General features: G+C 68.4%; 12 protein-coding genes. 7 read left to right on the plus strand and 5 right to left on the minus strand.

Going from position 1 to position 16,959, the window contains the following annotated elements; all coding sequences use genetic code 11:
• Positions 1-2: 2 nt before the first annotated feature.
• Together ACFQ7F_RS06820 and ACFQ7F_RS06825 are read right to left on the minus strand one after the other, a co-directional pair.
• Positions 3-719, minus strand: coding sequence for a hypothetical protein (locus ACFQ7F_RS06820; RefSeq protein WP_383267154.1), 717 nt, complete (start codon positions 717-719; stop codon positions 3-5).
• Between the two features lie 292 nt (positions 720-1,011).
• Positions 1,012-2,190, minus strand: a complete 1,179-nt coding sequence (locus tag ACFQ7F_RS06825) for a hypothetical protein (protein ID WP_383267156.1) — start codon at positions 2,188-2,190, stop codon at positions 1,012-1,014.
• A 388-nt stretch (positions 2,191-2,578) separates the two neighbouring features.
• On the opposite strand from ACFQ7F_RS06825, the gene ACFQ7F_RS06830 reads away from it, so the two are divergent.
• Together ACFQ7F_RS06830 and ACFQ7F_RS06835 are read left to right on the plus strand one after the other, a co-directional pair.
• Positions 2,579-4,702, plus strand: coding sequence for a transglycosylase domain-containing protein (locus tag ACFQ7F_RS06830; protein WP_383267158.1), 2,124 nt, complete (start codon positions 2,579-2,581; stop codon positions 4,700-4,702).
• Positions 4,703-4,795: 93 nt separating this feature from the next.
• Positions 4,796-5,425: a hypothetical protein gene (locus tag ACFQ7F_RS06835; protein ID WP_383267160.1), complete on the plus strand. Its 630-nt coding sequence runs from the start codon at positions 4,796-4,798 to the stop codon at positions 5,423-5,425.
• Here ACFQ7F_RS06835 and ACFQ7F_RS06840 read toward each other — a convergent pair.
• Entirely contained in the window at positions 5,422-7,278 is a 1,857-nt protein-coding gene (locus ACFQ7F_RS06840) for an MFS transporter (RefSeq protein WP_383267163.1), read from the minus strand. The two genes, ACFQ7F_RS06835 and ACFQ7F_RS06840, sit on opposite strands and share 4 nt — an antisense overlap.
• Before the next feature lie 279 nt (positions 7,279-7,557).
• Positions 7,558-10,419 (minus strand): D-alanyl-D-alanine carboxypeptidase, encoded by a 2,862-nt coding sequence (locus ACFQ7F_RS06845; protein WP_383267164.1) that lies wholly within the window; start codon positions 10,417-10,419, stop codon positions 7,558-7,560.
• Between the two features lie 168 nt (positions 10,420-10,587).
• Between ACFQ7F_RS06845 and ACFQ7F_RS06850 the strand changes: the two genes are divergently transcribed.
• From ACFQ7F_RS06850 to ACFQ7F_RS06860, 3 genes are all read left to right on the plus strand, one after another.
• Positions 10,588-11,370: a GPP34 family phosphoprotein gene (locus tag ACFQ7F_RS06850; protein WP_383267167.1), complete on the plus strand. Its 783-nt coding sequence runs from the start codon at positions 10,588-10,590 to the stop codon at positions 11,368-11,370.
• A gap of 436 nt (positions 11,371-11,806) precedes the next feature.
• Positions 11,807-12,664 (plus strand): helix-turn-helix domain-containing protein, encoded by an 858-nt coding sequence (locus tag ACFQ7F_RS06855; RefSeq protein ID WP_383267169.1) that lies wholly within the window; start codon positions 11,807-11,809, stop codon positions 12,662-12,664.
• Positions 12,665-12,891: 227 nt separating this feature from the next.
• Positions 12,892-13,101, plus strand: coding sequence for a DUF397 domain-containing protein (locus tag ACFQ7F_RS06860; RefSeq protein WP_383267172.1), 210 nt, complete (start codon positions 12,892-12,894; stop codon positions 13,099-13,101).
• 157 nt (positions 13,102-13,258) lie between these two features.
• On the opposite strand, the gene ACFQ7F_RS06865 is transcribed toward ACFQ7F_RS06860, so the two are convergent.
• On the minus strand, positions 13,259-14,158 hold the full coding sequence (locus tag ACFQ7F_RS06865) for a hypothetical protein (RefSeq protein WP_383267175.1): 900 nt from the start codon (positions 14,156-14,158) through the stop codon (positions 13,259-13,261).
• Positions 14,159-14,248: 90 nt separating this feature from the next.
• On the opposite strand from ACFQ7F_RS06865, the gene ACFQ7F_RS06870 reads away from it, so the two are divergent.
• A complete protein-coding gene (locus ACFQ7F_RS06870) occupies positions 14,249-15,037 on the plus strand; it encodes an SDR family oxidoreductase (RefSeq protein ID WP_383267177.1) in 789 nt (262 codons plus the stop codon).
• A gap of 314 nt (positions 15,038-15,351) precedes the next feature.
• Positions 15,352-16,935, plus strand: a complete 1,584-nt coding sequence (locus tag ACFQ7F_RS06875; protein ID WP_383267179.1) for a sodium:solute symporter family protein — start codon at positions 15,352-15,354, stop codon at positions 16,933-16,935.
• Positions 16,936-16,959: the final 24 nt, after the last annotated feature.

The following is a 16,959-nucleotide window of genomic DNA, read 5'->3' on the forward strand; positions in this document are numbered from 1 at the left end:
CCTCAGGGGCGGATGCGCACTCCGTGCCGCGTGCGCATGCGGTGTAGTTCCCATAGGGCCACCGCCGTCACGGAGATCGGGCCGCCGAGGACCGCGCACCACTGTGCTGCCGGGGGCCCGTGTGGCAGGCCGCCTTCGAGTGCGGCGCTGAAGAGCGTCAGTTCCCAGACGAGTACGACGGTGAGCGCGGCCGGGAGAGCGGCGTGGACGTTGGACGTGTTGAAGGCGTAGCGGGCCGCGTAGGCGGAGGCGAAGAGGAGGAAGGGGAGGAGCCAGACAAGGCCGATGAGCAGGGCGAGCGCCACCAGGCCGTTCAGAAGCGTGCCGTAGTTCTGTTTCAGGAGAACGGCGCTGCCTGCCAGTACGAGGCCGACGCCCACCAGGATGCCGACGTACCAGCCCACGGCCTTGAGCGGCGCGCGCAGCCGGGAGCGGAGCAGGCGCCGTTGCGCGGCGGGCGCGTAGCGGATGAAGCCGAAGACGACCAGTGGGCCCGTGAAGATGAGCAGCAGCGGTGCGAGGATCAGCTTCACCACGCCGTCGTTGGCGACGCCGCTCCAGCCCTCGTCCGCGCCGTAGGTGTAGATCAGGAGGAGGCTCGCGGCCAGGCCGACGATCGCGCGCCACAGCTGTACCCGCGTCACGAGCCGGTCCTCCACGCGGCCCGCGCCCGGCTGGTTGAAGATCGCCTCGGCGCGGCGGCGGGCGGAACGGATCACCGGTATGAGCGGCGAGACGAAGAGGAACGCGCAGCCGGAACGCCGCCGCCGGACGGGCTGCGGCGGCTGCGGATACGGGTGCGGCTGAGGGTGGGGATACGGGTGCGGGTACGGGCTGGGTGGCGGGCCGTACGGGTCCGGGGCGCCGCCTCCCTGTGGCTGGCCGTTTCCCGGTCCCCAGCCCTGATATCCCCCGTGTGCCACTGTTCCCCCTAGTTTCCCGCGACGCTTCTGAGCGCGCGCAGTTTACTGGCCGGAACCGAACAGGCGGCACCCCAATCCCATCAGTCACTCAAGGCGCGGTGCCTTCGTCCGTCTCGGGGTCGGAATCGAGTTCCGGGTCGGGTTCGTCCGCCGCGTACGGGTGGACGTACCGGTCCTCGTTGAACGGTGTGAACCAGCTCGAGATCCCCATCGGGGCGATACCGAGGGCCGCGCCCACCTCGCTCTCGTCGACACCGTCCATCGAGTCGTCGTACAGCCACTCGTGGTCCATGTCCTCGTAGACGAGAACGGCGAAGCACTCCAGCGCCGAGGAGACACCCTCGTCAAGGAGACCGAACGTCTCGAGCGTGACCTCGGCCTCGCGCAGCAGCAGCTTGAGGACCAGCTCCTCGGCCACGCAGCTCAGCCGCTTGAAACTTCCCTCGGTCAGCCGCGTGGTCAAGGCGACCGCCGTCACCAGGAATCGCCGGGCGAAACGCGCGTCGTACTGCAGGGCGTAGCGCGGGGGCAAGTCGTCGAGGAGCCACATCGGGCGGTCGCACTCGGCGACGTTGCTTCCCTCCCTGTCCAGCGCGTGCGCGTCCTGGAACAGTTCGTCCATGAGGACATCCGTGCCCCAGATCAGGGCCCCGGCCGCAAGCTCGGCGTCCTCGGTCGAGATGGCCGCCGAGATGAGCGACTCGTCCTCGGTGCCCTCGTCCGCCTCCTCGCGCGCACCGAACATTCCCAAGTCGAAGGCGGTCAGCCGCGGGGCCATCGTGCGGATCTTGGAACGGATGGCGTCGGATTCGATCGTCGTCCCGGTCGCTTCGGTGGGCGTCGATCCCCCGGCAAGGCCCATCAGACGCGCACGGCGGGACTCGAGGTCATCCGGCGGGGCATCCGGGCCGTCGGCCGCGTCCAGGCTCTCCATCGCCTGGTCCGGATGCAGCTCCACCTGGCACCGCTCGACGGTCCAGTCCGCGAGCAGCTCCGTGCTCTCGAGCAGCTCGTCCACCAGTTCCCGTACGGCCTCCTCGGCGAACTCCAGCGCCGGGGCGTCCACCACGACCTTGAGCAGCGCCCCACCGGGATACACGCCCACGAAGGTGTCGAGGAGCTTCACCTCCATCCCGTCGGGGCCCGTGATCTCCTCCACGGACTCGAAGCCGTTCTCAAGAAGGGCGGCGACGCCGACCCGTTGCAGCTCATCCAACTCCGATGTGCCGCCGGGTGGCCGGGTATCCACACTCACTGCATAGGTCACGCAGCACAGCCTCGCAGGTGGGGCCGTCGCTTGAGCTCGCAATGCCGACTTTCCGTCCGCTCCCGGATTCAAGAGGGTCGGTGCTCCTGAGGCATTCGCGCTTTCAACCTGTGTTGAGTGCCCCGCCCCGGGAAGGCGTGAGGTGAACCGGTGGTAGCGGGCCGTGCTCCGGCCCCGCCTCGACGATGCCACTGTTCCTGCACTCCCATGGAGGCCGTTCACTCCCGCATGGTCGGCTCCATGGTTGAGGCGGGCCGGCCGTGGCCAAGGGGAGCCGCTGCGGCCGGGCCCTGCCAACGGCCCGCAGCTCTCCCCCTAGGGACGCTGTTACGACCCCCTAATACGTCTTCGGCCAACCTCCGCCCCGAGACCGCCCCTCTCCCCCACCATGGGGACACACACTCAGGTGAAGCCGCCGCGCGAGCCCAAACAGCCCCGCGTCCGCACCGGCACCCGCGTCCGCACCGGCACCCGCAGCCGCGCCCGCGCCCGAAAGCCACGCCGCCGCCTCATCGACTACCCCCGCCACGGCAGACACGGTCTCCGTCGCTGGCTTCCTTCCTGGCGGCAGTGGGGCGGCTCCCTCTTCCTCGTTCTGTCCACGCTCATCTGCCTCTTCGCCATCGTGTACGCCTCTGTCGACATCCCCGACGAGAACGCGACCGCCCGGCGGGAGGCCAATGTCTACTACTGGGCCGACGGAACCCAGATGGTGAGTACCGGCGAGGTGAACCGGCAGAACGTACGGCTCTCCGAGATTCCCGATGCCGTCGAGAACGCCGTCATCGCCGCCGAGAACGACACCTTCTACAGCGACTCCGGCGTCTCGCCCAAGGGCCTCGCCCGCGCCGCCGTCAACATGGTCCGCGGCCAGGAGACGCAGGGCGGGTCCACCATCACCCAGCAGTACGTGAAGAACACTTACCTCTCCCAGGACCAGACGGTGACGCGGAAGGTCAAGGAGTTCGTCATCGCGTTGAAGGTGGACCGGAAGAAGAGCAAGCGCGAGATCCTTCAGGGATACCTCAACACCAGTTGGTTCGGGCGTGGCGCCTACGGCATCGAAGCCGCCGCCCATGCCTACTACGACATCCCCGCCAAGGAGTTGAATGCCAGTCAGGGGGCTGCTCTCGCCGCCCTGTTGAAAGGCGCCGAGCAGTACGACCCCTCCGCGAGCCGGGCCAACCACCAACGGTCCCAGGCCCGTTGGAAGTGGATTCTCGACCGGCAGGTCAAAGCCGGGCTCATGGAGCGGGGCGAGCGCGAGAAGATCACGGACTACCCCGAGCCCCACAAGCAGTCCCGGGCCACCAGCCTCGGCGGGCAGACCGGCTATCTCGTCGACACCGCGAACAAGTACATCAAGCAGAACACCTCGCTCACCGACAAGGATCTCGCCCACGGCGGCTACAAGATCCACACCACCTTCGACAAGGACAGGGTGCGGCGCCTGAAGGGTGCGGTCGAGCGCGTCCTCGACCGCGACATCGATCCGAAGAAGCGCGCCGCCGACAAGGGGGTGCAGGTGGGTGCCGCCTCCGTGCGGCCGACCGATGGCGCCATCGTCGCCCTGTACGGCGGGGCCGACGCCACCAAGCACTTCACCAACAACGCCGACACCTCCGGCGTCCCCGTCGGGTCCGCCTTCAAGCCCTTCGTCCTGGCCTCCGCCCTTGACCACGGCATCGGTACACAGGCGACGAGGGGCGGGCGCGGCAAGTGGTGGCAGCCGGTGTCGGCGAACAGTTTCTACGACGACAGCGGTCACCTGCTGGGTTCCACCATGCCCACGCCCGCTGTCGGCCCCGGTGCCGACAGCGGACAATCGGACGACACCGATCACCCCACCTTGCGCCAGGCCCTGGCGAAGGGCGGCAACGCCACCTACGCACGCCTCGGCAAGGAAGTCGGCTGGGAGCTGGTGCGGCGCACCGCCGTCTCCGCCGGGCTGCTCGACGGCAGCATGGCGCGCCTGGACAAGACCTTCCCCATCGGTACGTCGACCCCCAGCGCGATCCGGATGGCCGGCGCGTACGGCACCTTCGTCAATCGGGGTCTGCAGCGGAACCCTTACTCGGTGACCAAGGTCGTCAAGGACGGCGAGGCCGTCGCCGGGCTCGCCAGGCCCGGTGCGCGGCGCGCCTTGGATCCGGATACGGCCGACAAGGTCGCCGACGCGATGCGGGGTGTCGGCACGTCATCCGTCGATCAGCCGGTCGTCGCCGGGCGCACCGGCGATCAGGACCGCCTCCGCTCGGCCTGGTTCACCGCCACCACCGACCAGCTGTCGACCGCCGTGACGATGTTCCGGACCACTCCGGACAAGCCGCAGCTGCTGCCCATGTCGGGTGTGGGCGGCAAGAGTTCGCAGCACGGGAACGTCTTCCCGGTGCAGATCTGGCGGGACTACGTGAAGGGCGAACCGGCCGAGACTGCGACGGCGGCGGAGAAGGGGACGGGGACCGGGCCGGATCACCTGAAGGCGCCCGCCGTTCCCGGCAGTTCCCGGTAGCTCATCCTCAGGTCCCGGTAGCTCATCCTCAGGTCCCGGTAGCTCATCCTCAGGTCCCTTCCCCAACCACCCGCCTGCTGTCATCGTTCCGATATGTATCCCTATGGGCCACCGCCCGGGCCACCACCCCGCATCGACTCGGGGCAACTGCGGCCCCGGGTGTGGTGGTTCGTCGTCGCGGGAGTGATCGCGGCGGTCTGTGTGGGCATCGGCGTCGCCAGCTTCCTGCTGACGCTGACCTCGGCGGTGCACTCCGTCGACGACAGCAAGGCGTTCACGAGCGGGCAGTCCGTCACGCTGCGCATCGGGCCCGATGACGACGCCGCCATCTACGTACGCAATCCCGTCGTCGCTCGTGCGCACTGCGAAGTCGTCTTGGGGCCCTACGGTGCCGCGCCCCGCGTGACCACGCCCGACAGCAGCTTCAGCGTGACGAGGGGCAGCGTCGAGTGGGAGCGGGTGTTCGTGCTCAAGACGGACACGGCCGCGGACTACCGCGTGACGTGCGACGACCCGCGCGGTGTCCTCACCTTCGCGCCCGGCGACGACGCCGACTTCGCGTCCTTCGTCGGCGGCATCGTCGTGACCGTCGTCGTGCCGCTCCTCGGACTCCTCGCGGGCAGCGGCATCGCGATCATCGTCGGGGTACGGCGCGGCAGGCACCGCCGGTGGCTGGAGGCGCAGGCGTACTACTCGGCCAACGCCGGGCCTGCGCCCGGTTAGCGCCCGCGCATCTCCTCCGGGCAGCCGGTGCCGCGTGGCAGTTGGTAGGGGGCGGCGAGGCGGTAGACGCCGGGTTTCGGGGCCAGGAGTTCGGTCCACTTGTCGCCGTCGGCGTCCTCCTCGGCCTCCATCAGGCAGCCGTTGAGGTTGTCGAACTTCTTGGGGGCGTCGTCGTCGAGCTCCCGCTGCCGCTTGGACTCCTCGGTCTCCTTCGGCCCCTCAAGTCCCTTGCCGTCAGCGTCGACGATGCTGAGCCACGGCGAGTACGGGACGCGGATCAGGACGCGGCCCGCCTTCTTCACCTCGATCGTCATCCCGCCCGCCTCGGCACGGTCGACGACCGCGGGCGGGTCGGCGAGCGGGGTCGGGTCGGTGACCTCGTACAGCTGCCAGTTGGAGTCCACCCACACCTGCTTCAGATATGGCAGGCCCCTCTCGACCAGCTTGGCCTCGCGCTTGCCGCCGTCGCCGTCGGGCTCGCCGTTGGGCACCACGACGAAATGCACGGACCAGCGCTGGAGCCACTCGTGGTAGTTCGCGGAGTTGAGGGTGTCGTCGTAGAAGAGGGGGTTGCGCTCCATGTCCGCCTGCCGGTTCCAGCCGCGGGCGAGGTTCACGTAGGGGGAGAGCGCGGAGGCCTCGCGGTGGCTGCGCGCGGGCACGACCTCGACGCGGCCCTTGTCCGCGCCGACCTCCTGCAGCTCATTGACGAGCGGCGCCAGTTCACGCGTCCAGGAGGCGACGGGCGTCGTGTGCACCGCGTCGTCGCCCGCCTTGAACCCGACCCAGCCGACGAATCCGGCGAGCCCCACGACGATCACGTACCACTTGCGGGTCTTCGGGACGGCGAACGGCAGGGCGGCGAGCAGCACGACCGCCGCGAAGGACATCGCGAGGCGGGTGATGTTGGAGCCGATCTGCGAGTTGATCAGCCAGACGCCGAGCACGAAGATCGCGTACACGACGGTGGTGATCCGCACGGTCTTCCAGTGCTTCGGTACGACGTAGAAGATGAACGCGCAGAAGAGCAGGGGCAGCGAAGCCGACCCGAACGACATCGGCTGCGTACCGGAGAACGGGAAGAGCCACGCGGAGATGCCCACGACGACGGCGGGCGCGAGCCCGAGCGCGTAGGCGCCGGGGTAGCGCTTGCTGAGGAAGAGGGCGGCGGCGACCATGCCCACGAAGAGGCCTGCCACCGGGCTTCCCATGGTCGCGAGCGCGGCGAACGGCGCGGCGACCAGGGCCTTCGCCCACCGCTTGTAGCGCCAGCGGTAGGGCCAGCAGAAGACGGCGGCGACGGCCATCAGCGCGAACATCTGACCGAGGCCGTACGTCACGCGGCCCGACACCGCGTTGCAGAACAGCGCGAAGACACCCGCGAGCGCGGGCCACAGCGGCTGCTTCACCGCGCGGCTGCGGACCAGGATCATCGTGAGCATCGCCGCGGAGATCGTCCCGGCGATCATCATCGTGGTCCGGACGCCGAGCACCGACATCAGATACGGCGAGACGACGCTGTACGACACCGGGTGCATCCCGCCGTACCAGGCGAGGTTGTACGCGGAGTCGGGGTGCCGTCCGACGAACTCGGCCCAGGCGTCCTGCGCGGCGAGGTCACCGCCGCTGTTGGCGAAGATGAAGAACCACAGGACGTGCAGAACCGCCGCGGTGACGGTCGCGATGGTCACGGGGTGCCTCAGGAACCGCATCCACCCGGATTCCCCTTCGGGGACGACGGGGTCGTCGCGGCGCTGGGCGGGCAGCTGTATTCGCGCCCCGGTGCGGGTGCCGCCACCGGTGCCGGAATCAGGATCGGCGTCGTCGGCTCGCGTCGGCTCCGCTGTGGCCACTTGCGGCACTCCCCGTGTCGTTCTGTCCGTCTGGGGGGCGTGGGTCGTGTCGAAGGGTTCGTCCCGGAACACCCCGTCACTCAGCCCCGGTGTACTGCCCCCGAAATTGTGACGCTAGCACGCAGGGCCCGGAGAGAGCCGGGGGTGGGGGCGCTCTCTCCGGGGGCTACCAACGCGTGGTCGCGCGTCGTCCTGCTGCCTCGTACTGCCTCTTACTGCTGCGTCGTACTGCGTCGTGCTGTGTAGTACTGCCTCGTACTACGTCGTCCTGCGTATGCCTCAGCCGACGCGCTTCAGCTTGGCGCCGAAGCCCGGCTCGGCGAGGTCGCTCTGGAGCGCGACGGGCACCTCGACGGCGCCGTCCTTGCCGTCGCCGACGCTCAGCACACCCACTTCGGTGCCGGCCTTCGCCGAGTGCGGAACCGTATCGCCCGCCTTGTCGCCGAGCTTCAGCTTCACTGTCAGGCCCGACCAGCCCGCGGCGGCGACGTCCTTGGTGGCGACGACCGGGGTCGTGCCGCCCAGACCGTCGTCGACCTGACCGACGACGTCGCCCTTCTTGACGATCGTCTTGGCGGTGAGCGCACCCTGCCCGGCCTCGATGAGCTTGCGGGTGGCCCCGGTGACCTCGTCGATGTTGGCCGTGCCGTTCTGCCCGAACTGGCCGAGGGCGGCACCGATGATCGTGCGGGTCTGGCCGCCGATCTTCTTCTCCGCGGCGAAGAGGATGTTGCCGCCCGCCGCGGTGGTGGTGCCGGTCTTGATGCCGATGGCGACCGTCGGGACGAGCCCGAAGAAGTTCCTCTGCTTGTCGCCGTTGAGGTCCTTGTAACTGGGCTGGCGGGAGATCTCGTTGAAGACCGGGTCCTCCATCGCGGCCCGGCCCAGCTTCACGAGGTCCTCGGCGGTGGAGACGGTCGTCTTGTCGAGGCCGCTCGGGTCCGTGTAGTGGGTGTTCTTCATGCCGAGTTCCTTGGCGGTCTTGTTCATCTTCGCGACGAACTCGTCCTCGGAATCGCTCTTGGTGTCCCAGCGGGCGAGCAGCTTGGCGATGTTGTTCGCGGACGGCAGCATGACCGCCTGCAACGCCTCGTACTGCGTGATCTTCTGACCCTCGGAGACCTTGACGACCGACTCGTTCTCCGCCTTGCCGGTCTCGTAGTGCTTCTCCGCCGCGGCGTCGACCGGGATCTTCGGGCCGTTGTTGCCACTCTTCAGCGGGTGGTCACGCAGGACGAGATAGACCGTCATGACCTTGGCGATGCTCGCGATCGGCACGGGCTTCTGGTCGCCGGACGTACCGAACGTCCCGATGCCGTTGACGTCCATCGCCGCCTGGCCCTGACTCGGCCACGGCATGGACGGCTTGCCTCCCTCGAAGGAGACGGTCTCCTTCGCGGTGAGCGTGAGGGTGGGCGTCGGCAGCGGACGCACAGCCTGTACGACCGCAAAGACGATCACCATGAGCAGCACCAGCGGCGTCCAGACCTTGACTCGCCGCACGGTGGTGCGGACCCGGGTCTCGGGCGGCGGCGGAGTGTTGGTCAGCTCGGCGAGCAGGTCGAGCGCAGGCCTCGGAGGGAGCGGCTGCTGGGTGGTGTGCTCGGGGCCTACGTTGCCCTTTTCCGGCGTCGGCGCCTTTGCGGGCGCGGTCGCTTCAGGGGCGGGGGTCGCCGCGACCGGGGGCAGTGCGCCGCTGCGTGTAGCGCCGTCGAGGGGCTTGAGCGCGACGAACTTGCTGGTGCGCTCGGCTTCGCCTTCGGGCTTCGCGGAGGGCTGCGCCGCGGGCTTTGCCGTGGGGTTTGCCGTGGGATTTGCTGTGGGCTTTGCGGTCCACTTCGCTTCGGACTTGGCCTTGTCCGCGGGCTTGTCTTCAGCCTTGTCCGCGGGTTTGTCTGCGGACTTGTCTTCCGGCTTGGCGGTGCCCTTGCCCTCGGGCTTCTTGGCTCCGGGCTTGTGGTCGCCCAGCTTCAGCATGGTGGTCGGCTGGTCGACGGTCTTCGGAGGGAGCGCCTTGAAGACCGCGGTGGCCTGGTCGACTCCGCCGGTGCGGGGATCCTCGGGGGGTTCCGTCGCGGTCTTGCCGTCGGCGACGTCAGCGTCGTCGGCGGCAGCGTCGGTGTCGGTCGAGGCCTTGGTGTCGCCCTCAGCGGAGTCCTTGGTGGACTCCTTGGTGGAGTCCTTGGGCTCGTCGGAGGCGTCGGAGTCCTTCGCCTTCGAGGCGTCCTCGTCGGCGACGGGCTTGGCGGCGTCGCCAGGCACGGCGTCCTCGGGGCTGTCCGCCACGTCGGCTTCACCAGGGCTGTCGGCCGAAGCCGCATCCCCGTCACTGTCCCCGTCGCCGTCGCTTGCCGCGTCCGAGTCGCCCGAGCGAACCTCGGCCTCCGGCTCGACCTCGGCCGGGGCCTCGGCGTCGGCGGCGCTCTGCTCGGCGTCGGAGGAGCTCTCCTCCCCGACACCCGCTCCCTCCTCGGCGGCAGATGCATCGGAGTCGCTGGGTGCGGCCAAGCCCTCGGGCGTCGCGACGCCACCGCTCGACTCACCGGAATCAGCTGCCTCGCCGGGGGAGCTCTCCTCGGCGTCGGCGGCAGCGTCCTCGCCGGAAGCCGCCTCCTCGCCGGACGCAGTCCCCGTCTCCGCGGCCTTCTCGGTCTCCGCGGCCCCGGGGGCCTCCTCGTCCGCCGAGGCCACCCACGCCGCCACAGCGGCCCTCAGCCGCGCGTCGCCGTTCTTCGCGCCCTTGGGCTCGCTCTCGGCGCTTTCGGCGCTCTCAGAGCCCTGGGAGCCTTCGGAGCCCTCAGCGGAATCCCCATCCCCGGAATCTCCGGAATCCTTGGAATCCCCGGAACCGGTGGATTCCCCGGAACCAGCGGGCTCGCCCGCTGCCGCCGCCGTCTCCGACACCGCCTTCGTCGAGAAGACCGCCGTTGCCGTGTCCGCCCGCTCCTCGCGCGCCGCGGGGACCTCTCGGGCCACCGCAAGGCGCGGGTCGCGTTCCTCCGGTGTCGGTGCCGGCACTGACGGTTCTGCCCCAGTCGGTTTCCCCGACGACTTCCGCTGCTTCGACCTGTCGGGGGTCTCGCCCGCCACCGATGCCTCCTCGTACGCCATGCCGCTCGCGTTGCCGTTGCGCCAAAACATGGCCGGACCCACTGTCCGAACCATGTACCAGTGTCCTGTGTGGGGGCTTAACCCCCGTGGTAGACGAGAACGACATACCTACTGGTTCCCGTACTTACCGGTCACGCACTCTCGACAGACCAATGTGAGAGGGGTCACCCTGTCATTCATCCACGCGGGGAGGCATGGATGGGCAGGAGCCGCAGAACAATTCCGGAGGAGCTTCTGCTGCTCGCTTTGGACCCGGCCACGGGTACCACAGCGCAGCCGCAGTCGCTCGACCTCGGTCTGGCCGGAGCACAGCTAGTGGAGCTGGCGCTGGCCGGACGGATAGCCCCAGACGGGGATCGTATCGCCGTGGTGATGCCACGGCCGACCGGAGATCCGACTCTGGACTCCGCACTGGAACTGCTGCGCAGGCGCGGCAGCCCGGTTCGGGCAGTCCACTGGATTGGCGGGCCCCGACTGGGGCTGCGCCAGATTTACCTCGCGCACCTGGAGCGGTGCGGCATGGTGCATGCCGTTTCGGGCCAGATGTGCGGAGTGCTGCCGACGACTCGCTACCAAGCGACGGACACGGCAATCAGCCGGGACATCAGGTCCCGACTGGACAGTGCGATCCGCACCGGCGTCCCGCCGGACCCGCGGACCGCGGCGCTCGCCGCGCTCGCTCACGCAGTGGGACTCGGCAAGCACCTGTACCCCGGCAACGAGGGGCGCTCATCGCGCTCCCGTCTCCGGGACCTGATCAGGCACGACCCGATGGGCGGCCTCGTGGCGCACGCCGTGATGGACGTCCAGAACGGTGTGGCCGCTCAGCCGCGCCGCAGCCCGGCCCCAGCGGGTCCGGGTGGGCCGGGTGGACCAGGTGGACCAAGCGGTGGCCGACAGCCGGCCAGGACCGCACCGGAACCCGGCGGGGTCCCGATGCAGCCGCGCCGCGGGTCCATGGCACGTGCCGTGGCCCACTGAGCCCGGTCAGAACTGACCGGGCAAGCCCGGTCGGAACTGTCGGAACTGATCGACGCACCGCAGTACAAGACTCACCGCAGTATCAAGACTCACCGCAGCACCAGACTCACCGCAGTAAAGACTCACAGCAGTAAAGGCTTACCGCAGCACCGGCAACAGCAACGCCGCACCGCAGTCCCCCAGACCCGGTACGGGAGCCGCTGGGCCGCGCGGGGCACTGGCACCGGAACGTCCGGACGACGACACCGGTACCTCCGCCCCGCGCGGCCGCACATCTTGGCGACCCCGCAGCCGGGCCGCACCCTTCACACCAGTCCTCACGTCCGTCTTCAACGTCGCATTGCGGCTGTTTCCCAGCGGTGTGCGACGCGTTGGTGGCACTCTGCTCAACAGCAGATACGCAAAGTAGAGGCATGTAGTCGGAGGTGCACGTCCCGTGGCGTCCAGTGTCAATCCCACCGTCAGGCGACGCCGGTTGGGCCAGGAGCTCCGCAGGCTCCGCGAGCTCAAAGGCATGACGGCCGAGGAGGTCGCCGAGCGCCTGCTGGTCTCGCAGTCGAAGATCAGCCGCCTCGAGAACGGCCGCCGTTCGATCAGCCAGCGCGATGTACGCGATCTCTGCGGGGTCTACGAAGTCGAGGACCACCGCATCGTCGACTCGCTTATGCAAATGGCCAAGGACTCACGCCAGCAAGGCTGGTGGCACTCCTTCGGCGACATTCCGTACAGCGTCTACATCGGTCTGGAGACGGACGCGGCATCCCTGCGTGTGTACGACCCGCAGGTCGTCCCCGGCCTGCTCCAGACCCGTGCGTACGCGGAGGCCCTCATCACCGGCGCGCTGCCGGAGACGACGCCGTCGGACATCGAGAAGCGCGTCCAGGTCCGCGTCCGCCGTCAGGAGCGCATCAACGCCCCGGAGAACCCCCTGCGTCTGTGGACCGTCCTGGACGAGTCCGCACTGCGCCGCGTGGTCGGCTCCCGGCATCTGATGCGCGACCAGCTGGAACATCTCGTGGAGCAGTCCCAACTGCCGCACGTGACCGTCCAGGTGATTCCCTTCGAGATGGGCGCGCACCCGGGCCTCAACGGTCAGTACGCGATTCTCGAGTTCCCGGACGCCGCGGATTCCAGCGTGGTCTACATCGAGGGCGTCACGAGCGATCTCTATCTGGAGAAGGCGAACGACGTCCAGCAGTACAGCGTGATGTACGAACACCTGCGGGCACAGGCCCTGAATGTGGATCAATCACGCCAACTCATCGCAGACATCGCGAAAGAGTACGCGCGCTAGGGCGTACATCGCCTATGCGGCCGCCCCCCGGAGAAGAGTGCGGCACGGTACACCTTTCCCTCGGCGGGGCGGAAGACCCCAGTGGAATATGCCATCCGGTCGAGTGAACGCTCCCTTCACTCGGCGATGTTGGCGAGTAGCGTCATTCACGCCATCAAGCAACACATGTTGGCACAGCCGCTCTCGGCGGTGACCGCAACTCACCCACTGGGCAAACCGGAGTAACCATGGCAATTCATCAGGGCGCTACGAATACGTGGGTCAAGTCCTCGTATTCCACGGGAAACGGCGCGTGCGTCGAGGTCAAGTCCCCGATTGCAAGCGCAATTTCGATCCGGGATTCGAAGGTCATCGCGGGGCCCGTCCTCGCCTTTCCCTCCGACTCGTGGCGCGCGTTCGTCTCCGAGGTCGGCCGGGAGACTTCACACCTCGGCTGATACGCACCTCCTCGCACATCAGCACCACGGGATCAGCGAGAGTTCAACAACCTCATAAGCACAACCGATTGAGCCCTCTCGACTGGCCCGCCGTCCCGGCCGAGGGGGCTCGGCCCTGACTACCGCAGGTGACTACCGCAGTGACTACCGCAGGTAGCTACCGCAGTTGATCGACGTACATGTCCGTTCCCGGCACCGTGGGGATGAACGGCGCGACCAGTTCCACCCGCCCGAGGCCGGACTCCGCCACCGCGTCCGCCCGCCCGGCGAAATGCTCCTGCCAGCACTCGCGCGGATCGGCCTGCAGGAACCAGAGCAGCGTCAGCCGCGTATCGACTCCCTCGACCTGCTTCACGTACGTCATACGGTCCCCCGGCAGCGGAGTCGGCCGGAAGATCGTCACCATCGCGGCGGGCGACCCCGCCAGGGCGCGCGGCAGTTGCTTGGCCCGCAGCCACTCGATGAGCTCCTCCCGCTGCCCGCCCGATTCGGCGTCGATGACCTCCAGGACGAGGCCTTGGTAGGGGTGGTCGAGCGCGTGGAAGTCACGGGGCCCTGCCGCCCCGTCCCGGTAGACGGTGGCCTCGTGGTCCTGAAAGGCCGTGAACACGTGCGTGCGGTCCTGGTAGACGCGGCCGTCGCGGTTGAGGCGCTTGTTGATGCCCACGGTCCACTTCATGTGGTCGTCGTAGCGGCCCTCGGTGACCCAGTACGTGGAGAGGTAGCAGCCCGCCGTCACGGGCTGAGCGACAGCGGACTTCTCGGGGTACCGGAGGAGTTGCAGCTCTCGGGGGGCGACCCAGCGGCGGCCCGCGTACATCCAGGGCATCGCCATCGCGCCGGCGTAGTAGTGATCGTCCTCGTACCAGCGGTTGTACGCGTACTCGTGACCCGGGTGCGGTTCGACCATGGTGATCAGGGCGTGGCCCGGACGCACGCCGTAGGGCCCGACCGCGGCCAGCTCGCCGTAGACCTCGCTGCGGGTGTCATCGCGGGTGTCATCGCGGGCGTTGCCGCGGGCGTTGCCGCGTGTGCTTTCGCGAGTGTCTTCGCTCATGCCTCTCCCCTTCCTCCCTCTTCCTTCCTCCGGTGGACGCCCATACTCTGACGCTCCGTCAGCAAAACTGCCAGAGCCGGGAGGCGCTCCATGCCGTCGCTCCTCGAAGGAAAGACCGTCGTCGTCTCGGGGGTCGGTGCCGGCCTCGGCCATCAGGTGGCGGCCGCCGTGGTGCGCGACGGGGGCCGAGCCGTCCTCGGGGCGCGCACGGAGGCGAACCTCGCCAAGTCGGCCGAGGAGATCGACCCCGATGGCACGCACACGGCGTACCGCGCGACCGACATCACCGATGAGCTCCAGTGCGAGGCCCTGGCACTCCTGGCGCGCGAGCGCTTCGGCGGGATCGACGCGGTGGTCCATGTGGCCGCCTGGGACAGCTACTTCGGCGGCATTCAGGACGCGGACTTCGCGACCTGGCAGCAGGTCATCAATGTCAATCTGCTCGGCACGCTCCGCATGACCCGGGCCTGCCTCCCCGCGTTGAAGGAGCGGGGAGGCTCGGTGGTGTTCATCGGCACGCAGTCGGCCGTCGCGTCGCCCTCGCAGGTGCGGCAGGCGGCGTACGCGGCATCGAAGGGCGCGCTGACGTCGGCGATGTACTCCCTGGCGCACGAGGTGGGTCCTGACCGGATCAGGGTCAACACGGTCCTGCCCGGCTGGATGTGGGGCCCGCCGGTCGAGGCGTACGTCCAGTTCACCGCGCACACCGAGGGGGTGCCGGAGGGTGAGGTGCGGGGCCGTCTCGCGGAGCGGATGGCGCTGCCGGACCTTGCCACGGACGGGGATGTGGCGGACGCGGCGGTGTTCCTCGCGTCGGACAGGGCGCGGGCGATCACGGGGCAGTCGCTTCTGGTGAACGCGGGTGAGCTGATGCGGTAGGCGTCGCCCGCGGCGGAACAGGCGACGAGCAGACAGCGAGCAGGCAGCGGCTGTACGGGACTTGGGTCCCGTACAGCCGTTTTGTGCGTTTACGGGGCCTCGCCAGGTGGTCGCCGGAAATCAAGGATGTGAACGCAGGTCAGCAAAATGAACGATTTTACTTGCTCTTGACCTCACGGCCGGTTGTCCGCGACGTATGCCCGAACCCACCATGAGCGGGCACTTCAAGGCCGCCCACGTCCCTTATGACACGAAACTGGCGAAGTGCACGGCATTTCAGCGCAGTTCACAAGGCGGACCCCTGGAGGGGGCACATGAACAGTCTCGACTGGGCCGTGCTCATCGGCTACTTCGGAATCATGGTCGCGATCGGCATCTGGTCGCACAAGCGCGTGGACAACGTCAGCGACTTCTTCACCGCGGGCGGCAAGATGCCCTGGTGGCTTTCCGGCATCTCGCACCACATGTCCGGCTACAGCGCGGTGATGTTCACCGGGTACGCGGGCATCGCGTACACCTACGGCGTCACGTCCTTCATCACCTGGTCGTTCCCCATCGCGCTCGGCATCGCCATCGGTTCGAAGCTCTTCGCGCCCCGCATCAACCGGTTGCGCTCGCGACTGCATGTGGCATCGCCGCTCGAATACCTCAAGAACCGCTACAACCTGAAGACCCAGCAGGCGCTCGCCTGGTCCGGCATGCTCCTGAAGATCGTGGACGTGGCCGCCAAGTGGGCCGCCATCTCCACGCTGCTCTCCGTCTTCACCGGCATCTCGATCAACCAGGGCATCCTGATCACCGGCGTGATCACCGCCATCTACTGCACCATCGGCGGGCTGTGGGCCGACGCGCTCACCGAGCTCGGCCAGTTCATCATCCAGCTCCTGGCCGGTGTCGCGATGTTCGTGGCCGTGGTGGCCAAGCTGGGCGACCACGGCGGCTTCTTCGGAGTCTGGGACGAGCCCGCACTGGCGGGACACGGCAAGCCGTTGGTCGGACCGTACGGAACGGTCTTCCTTCTGGCGTTCCTCTTCATCAAGCTCTTCGAGTACAACGGCGGCATGCTCAACCAGGCCCAGCGCTACATGGCCACGTCGAGCCCCCGCGAGGCCGCGCGCTCGGCCCGGCTCTCGGCGATCCTGTGGCTGGTGTGGCCGGTCGTCCTCTTCTTCCCCATGTGGATGTCCCCGCTCCTGGTGAAGGCGCAGAAGCCCGACGGCTCGGACTCGTACGCCCTGATGACCGAACAGCTCCTCCCCCACGGCCTGTTGGGCCTGGTCATCGTCGGCTTCTTCTCGCACACGATGGCCATGTGCTCATCGGACGCCAACGCCATCGCGGCGGTGTTCACTCGGGACGTGGCGCCCGTGGTGTCCGAGAAGGCCAGAGGGTGGAACGACCGCAAGGGTCTGATCGCGGCGCGTCTGACGACGGTGATCTTCCTTGGCCTGTCGATGGCGGTGGCCACGCAGGTCAACTCCCCCGCGTTCAAGGACATCATCACGGTCGTCATCAAGTGGGTGGCCGGCCTCATGGGTCCGATCGCGATCCCGATGATGCTGGGTCTGCTGCGCACGTTCCGCAAGTCGGGACCGACCGCGGCGCTGACCAGCTGGTCGATGGGTCTGCTCGCCTTCTGGCTGGTCAACTACCCGATCAACTGGAACGTCGAGGGCGGGGTGCCCCTGGAGTACCAGGTCTCGATCCCGCTGGCGGTCTCGCTGATCCTCTACATCGCGATCGGCTACATCAAGCCCGAGGACACCCCGGAGCGGGACGCGATCATCGAGAAGATCAATACGGATGACGACGGCTCCGCCTCCGGCGCTGCGGCTGTTCCGGCGCCGACTGAGACGCAGGACGAGGTGCTGGGCTCGGCCCAGCGTCCGTCGCCGTAAATCACCGGCTCCGCCGAGTTCGTC

Origin of the sequence: Streptomyces sp. NPDC056486 (genome assembly GCF_042795295.1) — a bacterium.
Lineage (GTDB): Bacteria > Actinomycetota > Actinomycetes > Streptomycetales > Streptomycetaceae > Streptomyces.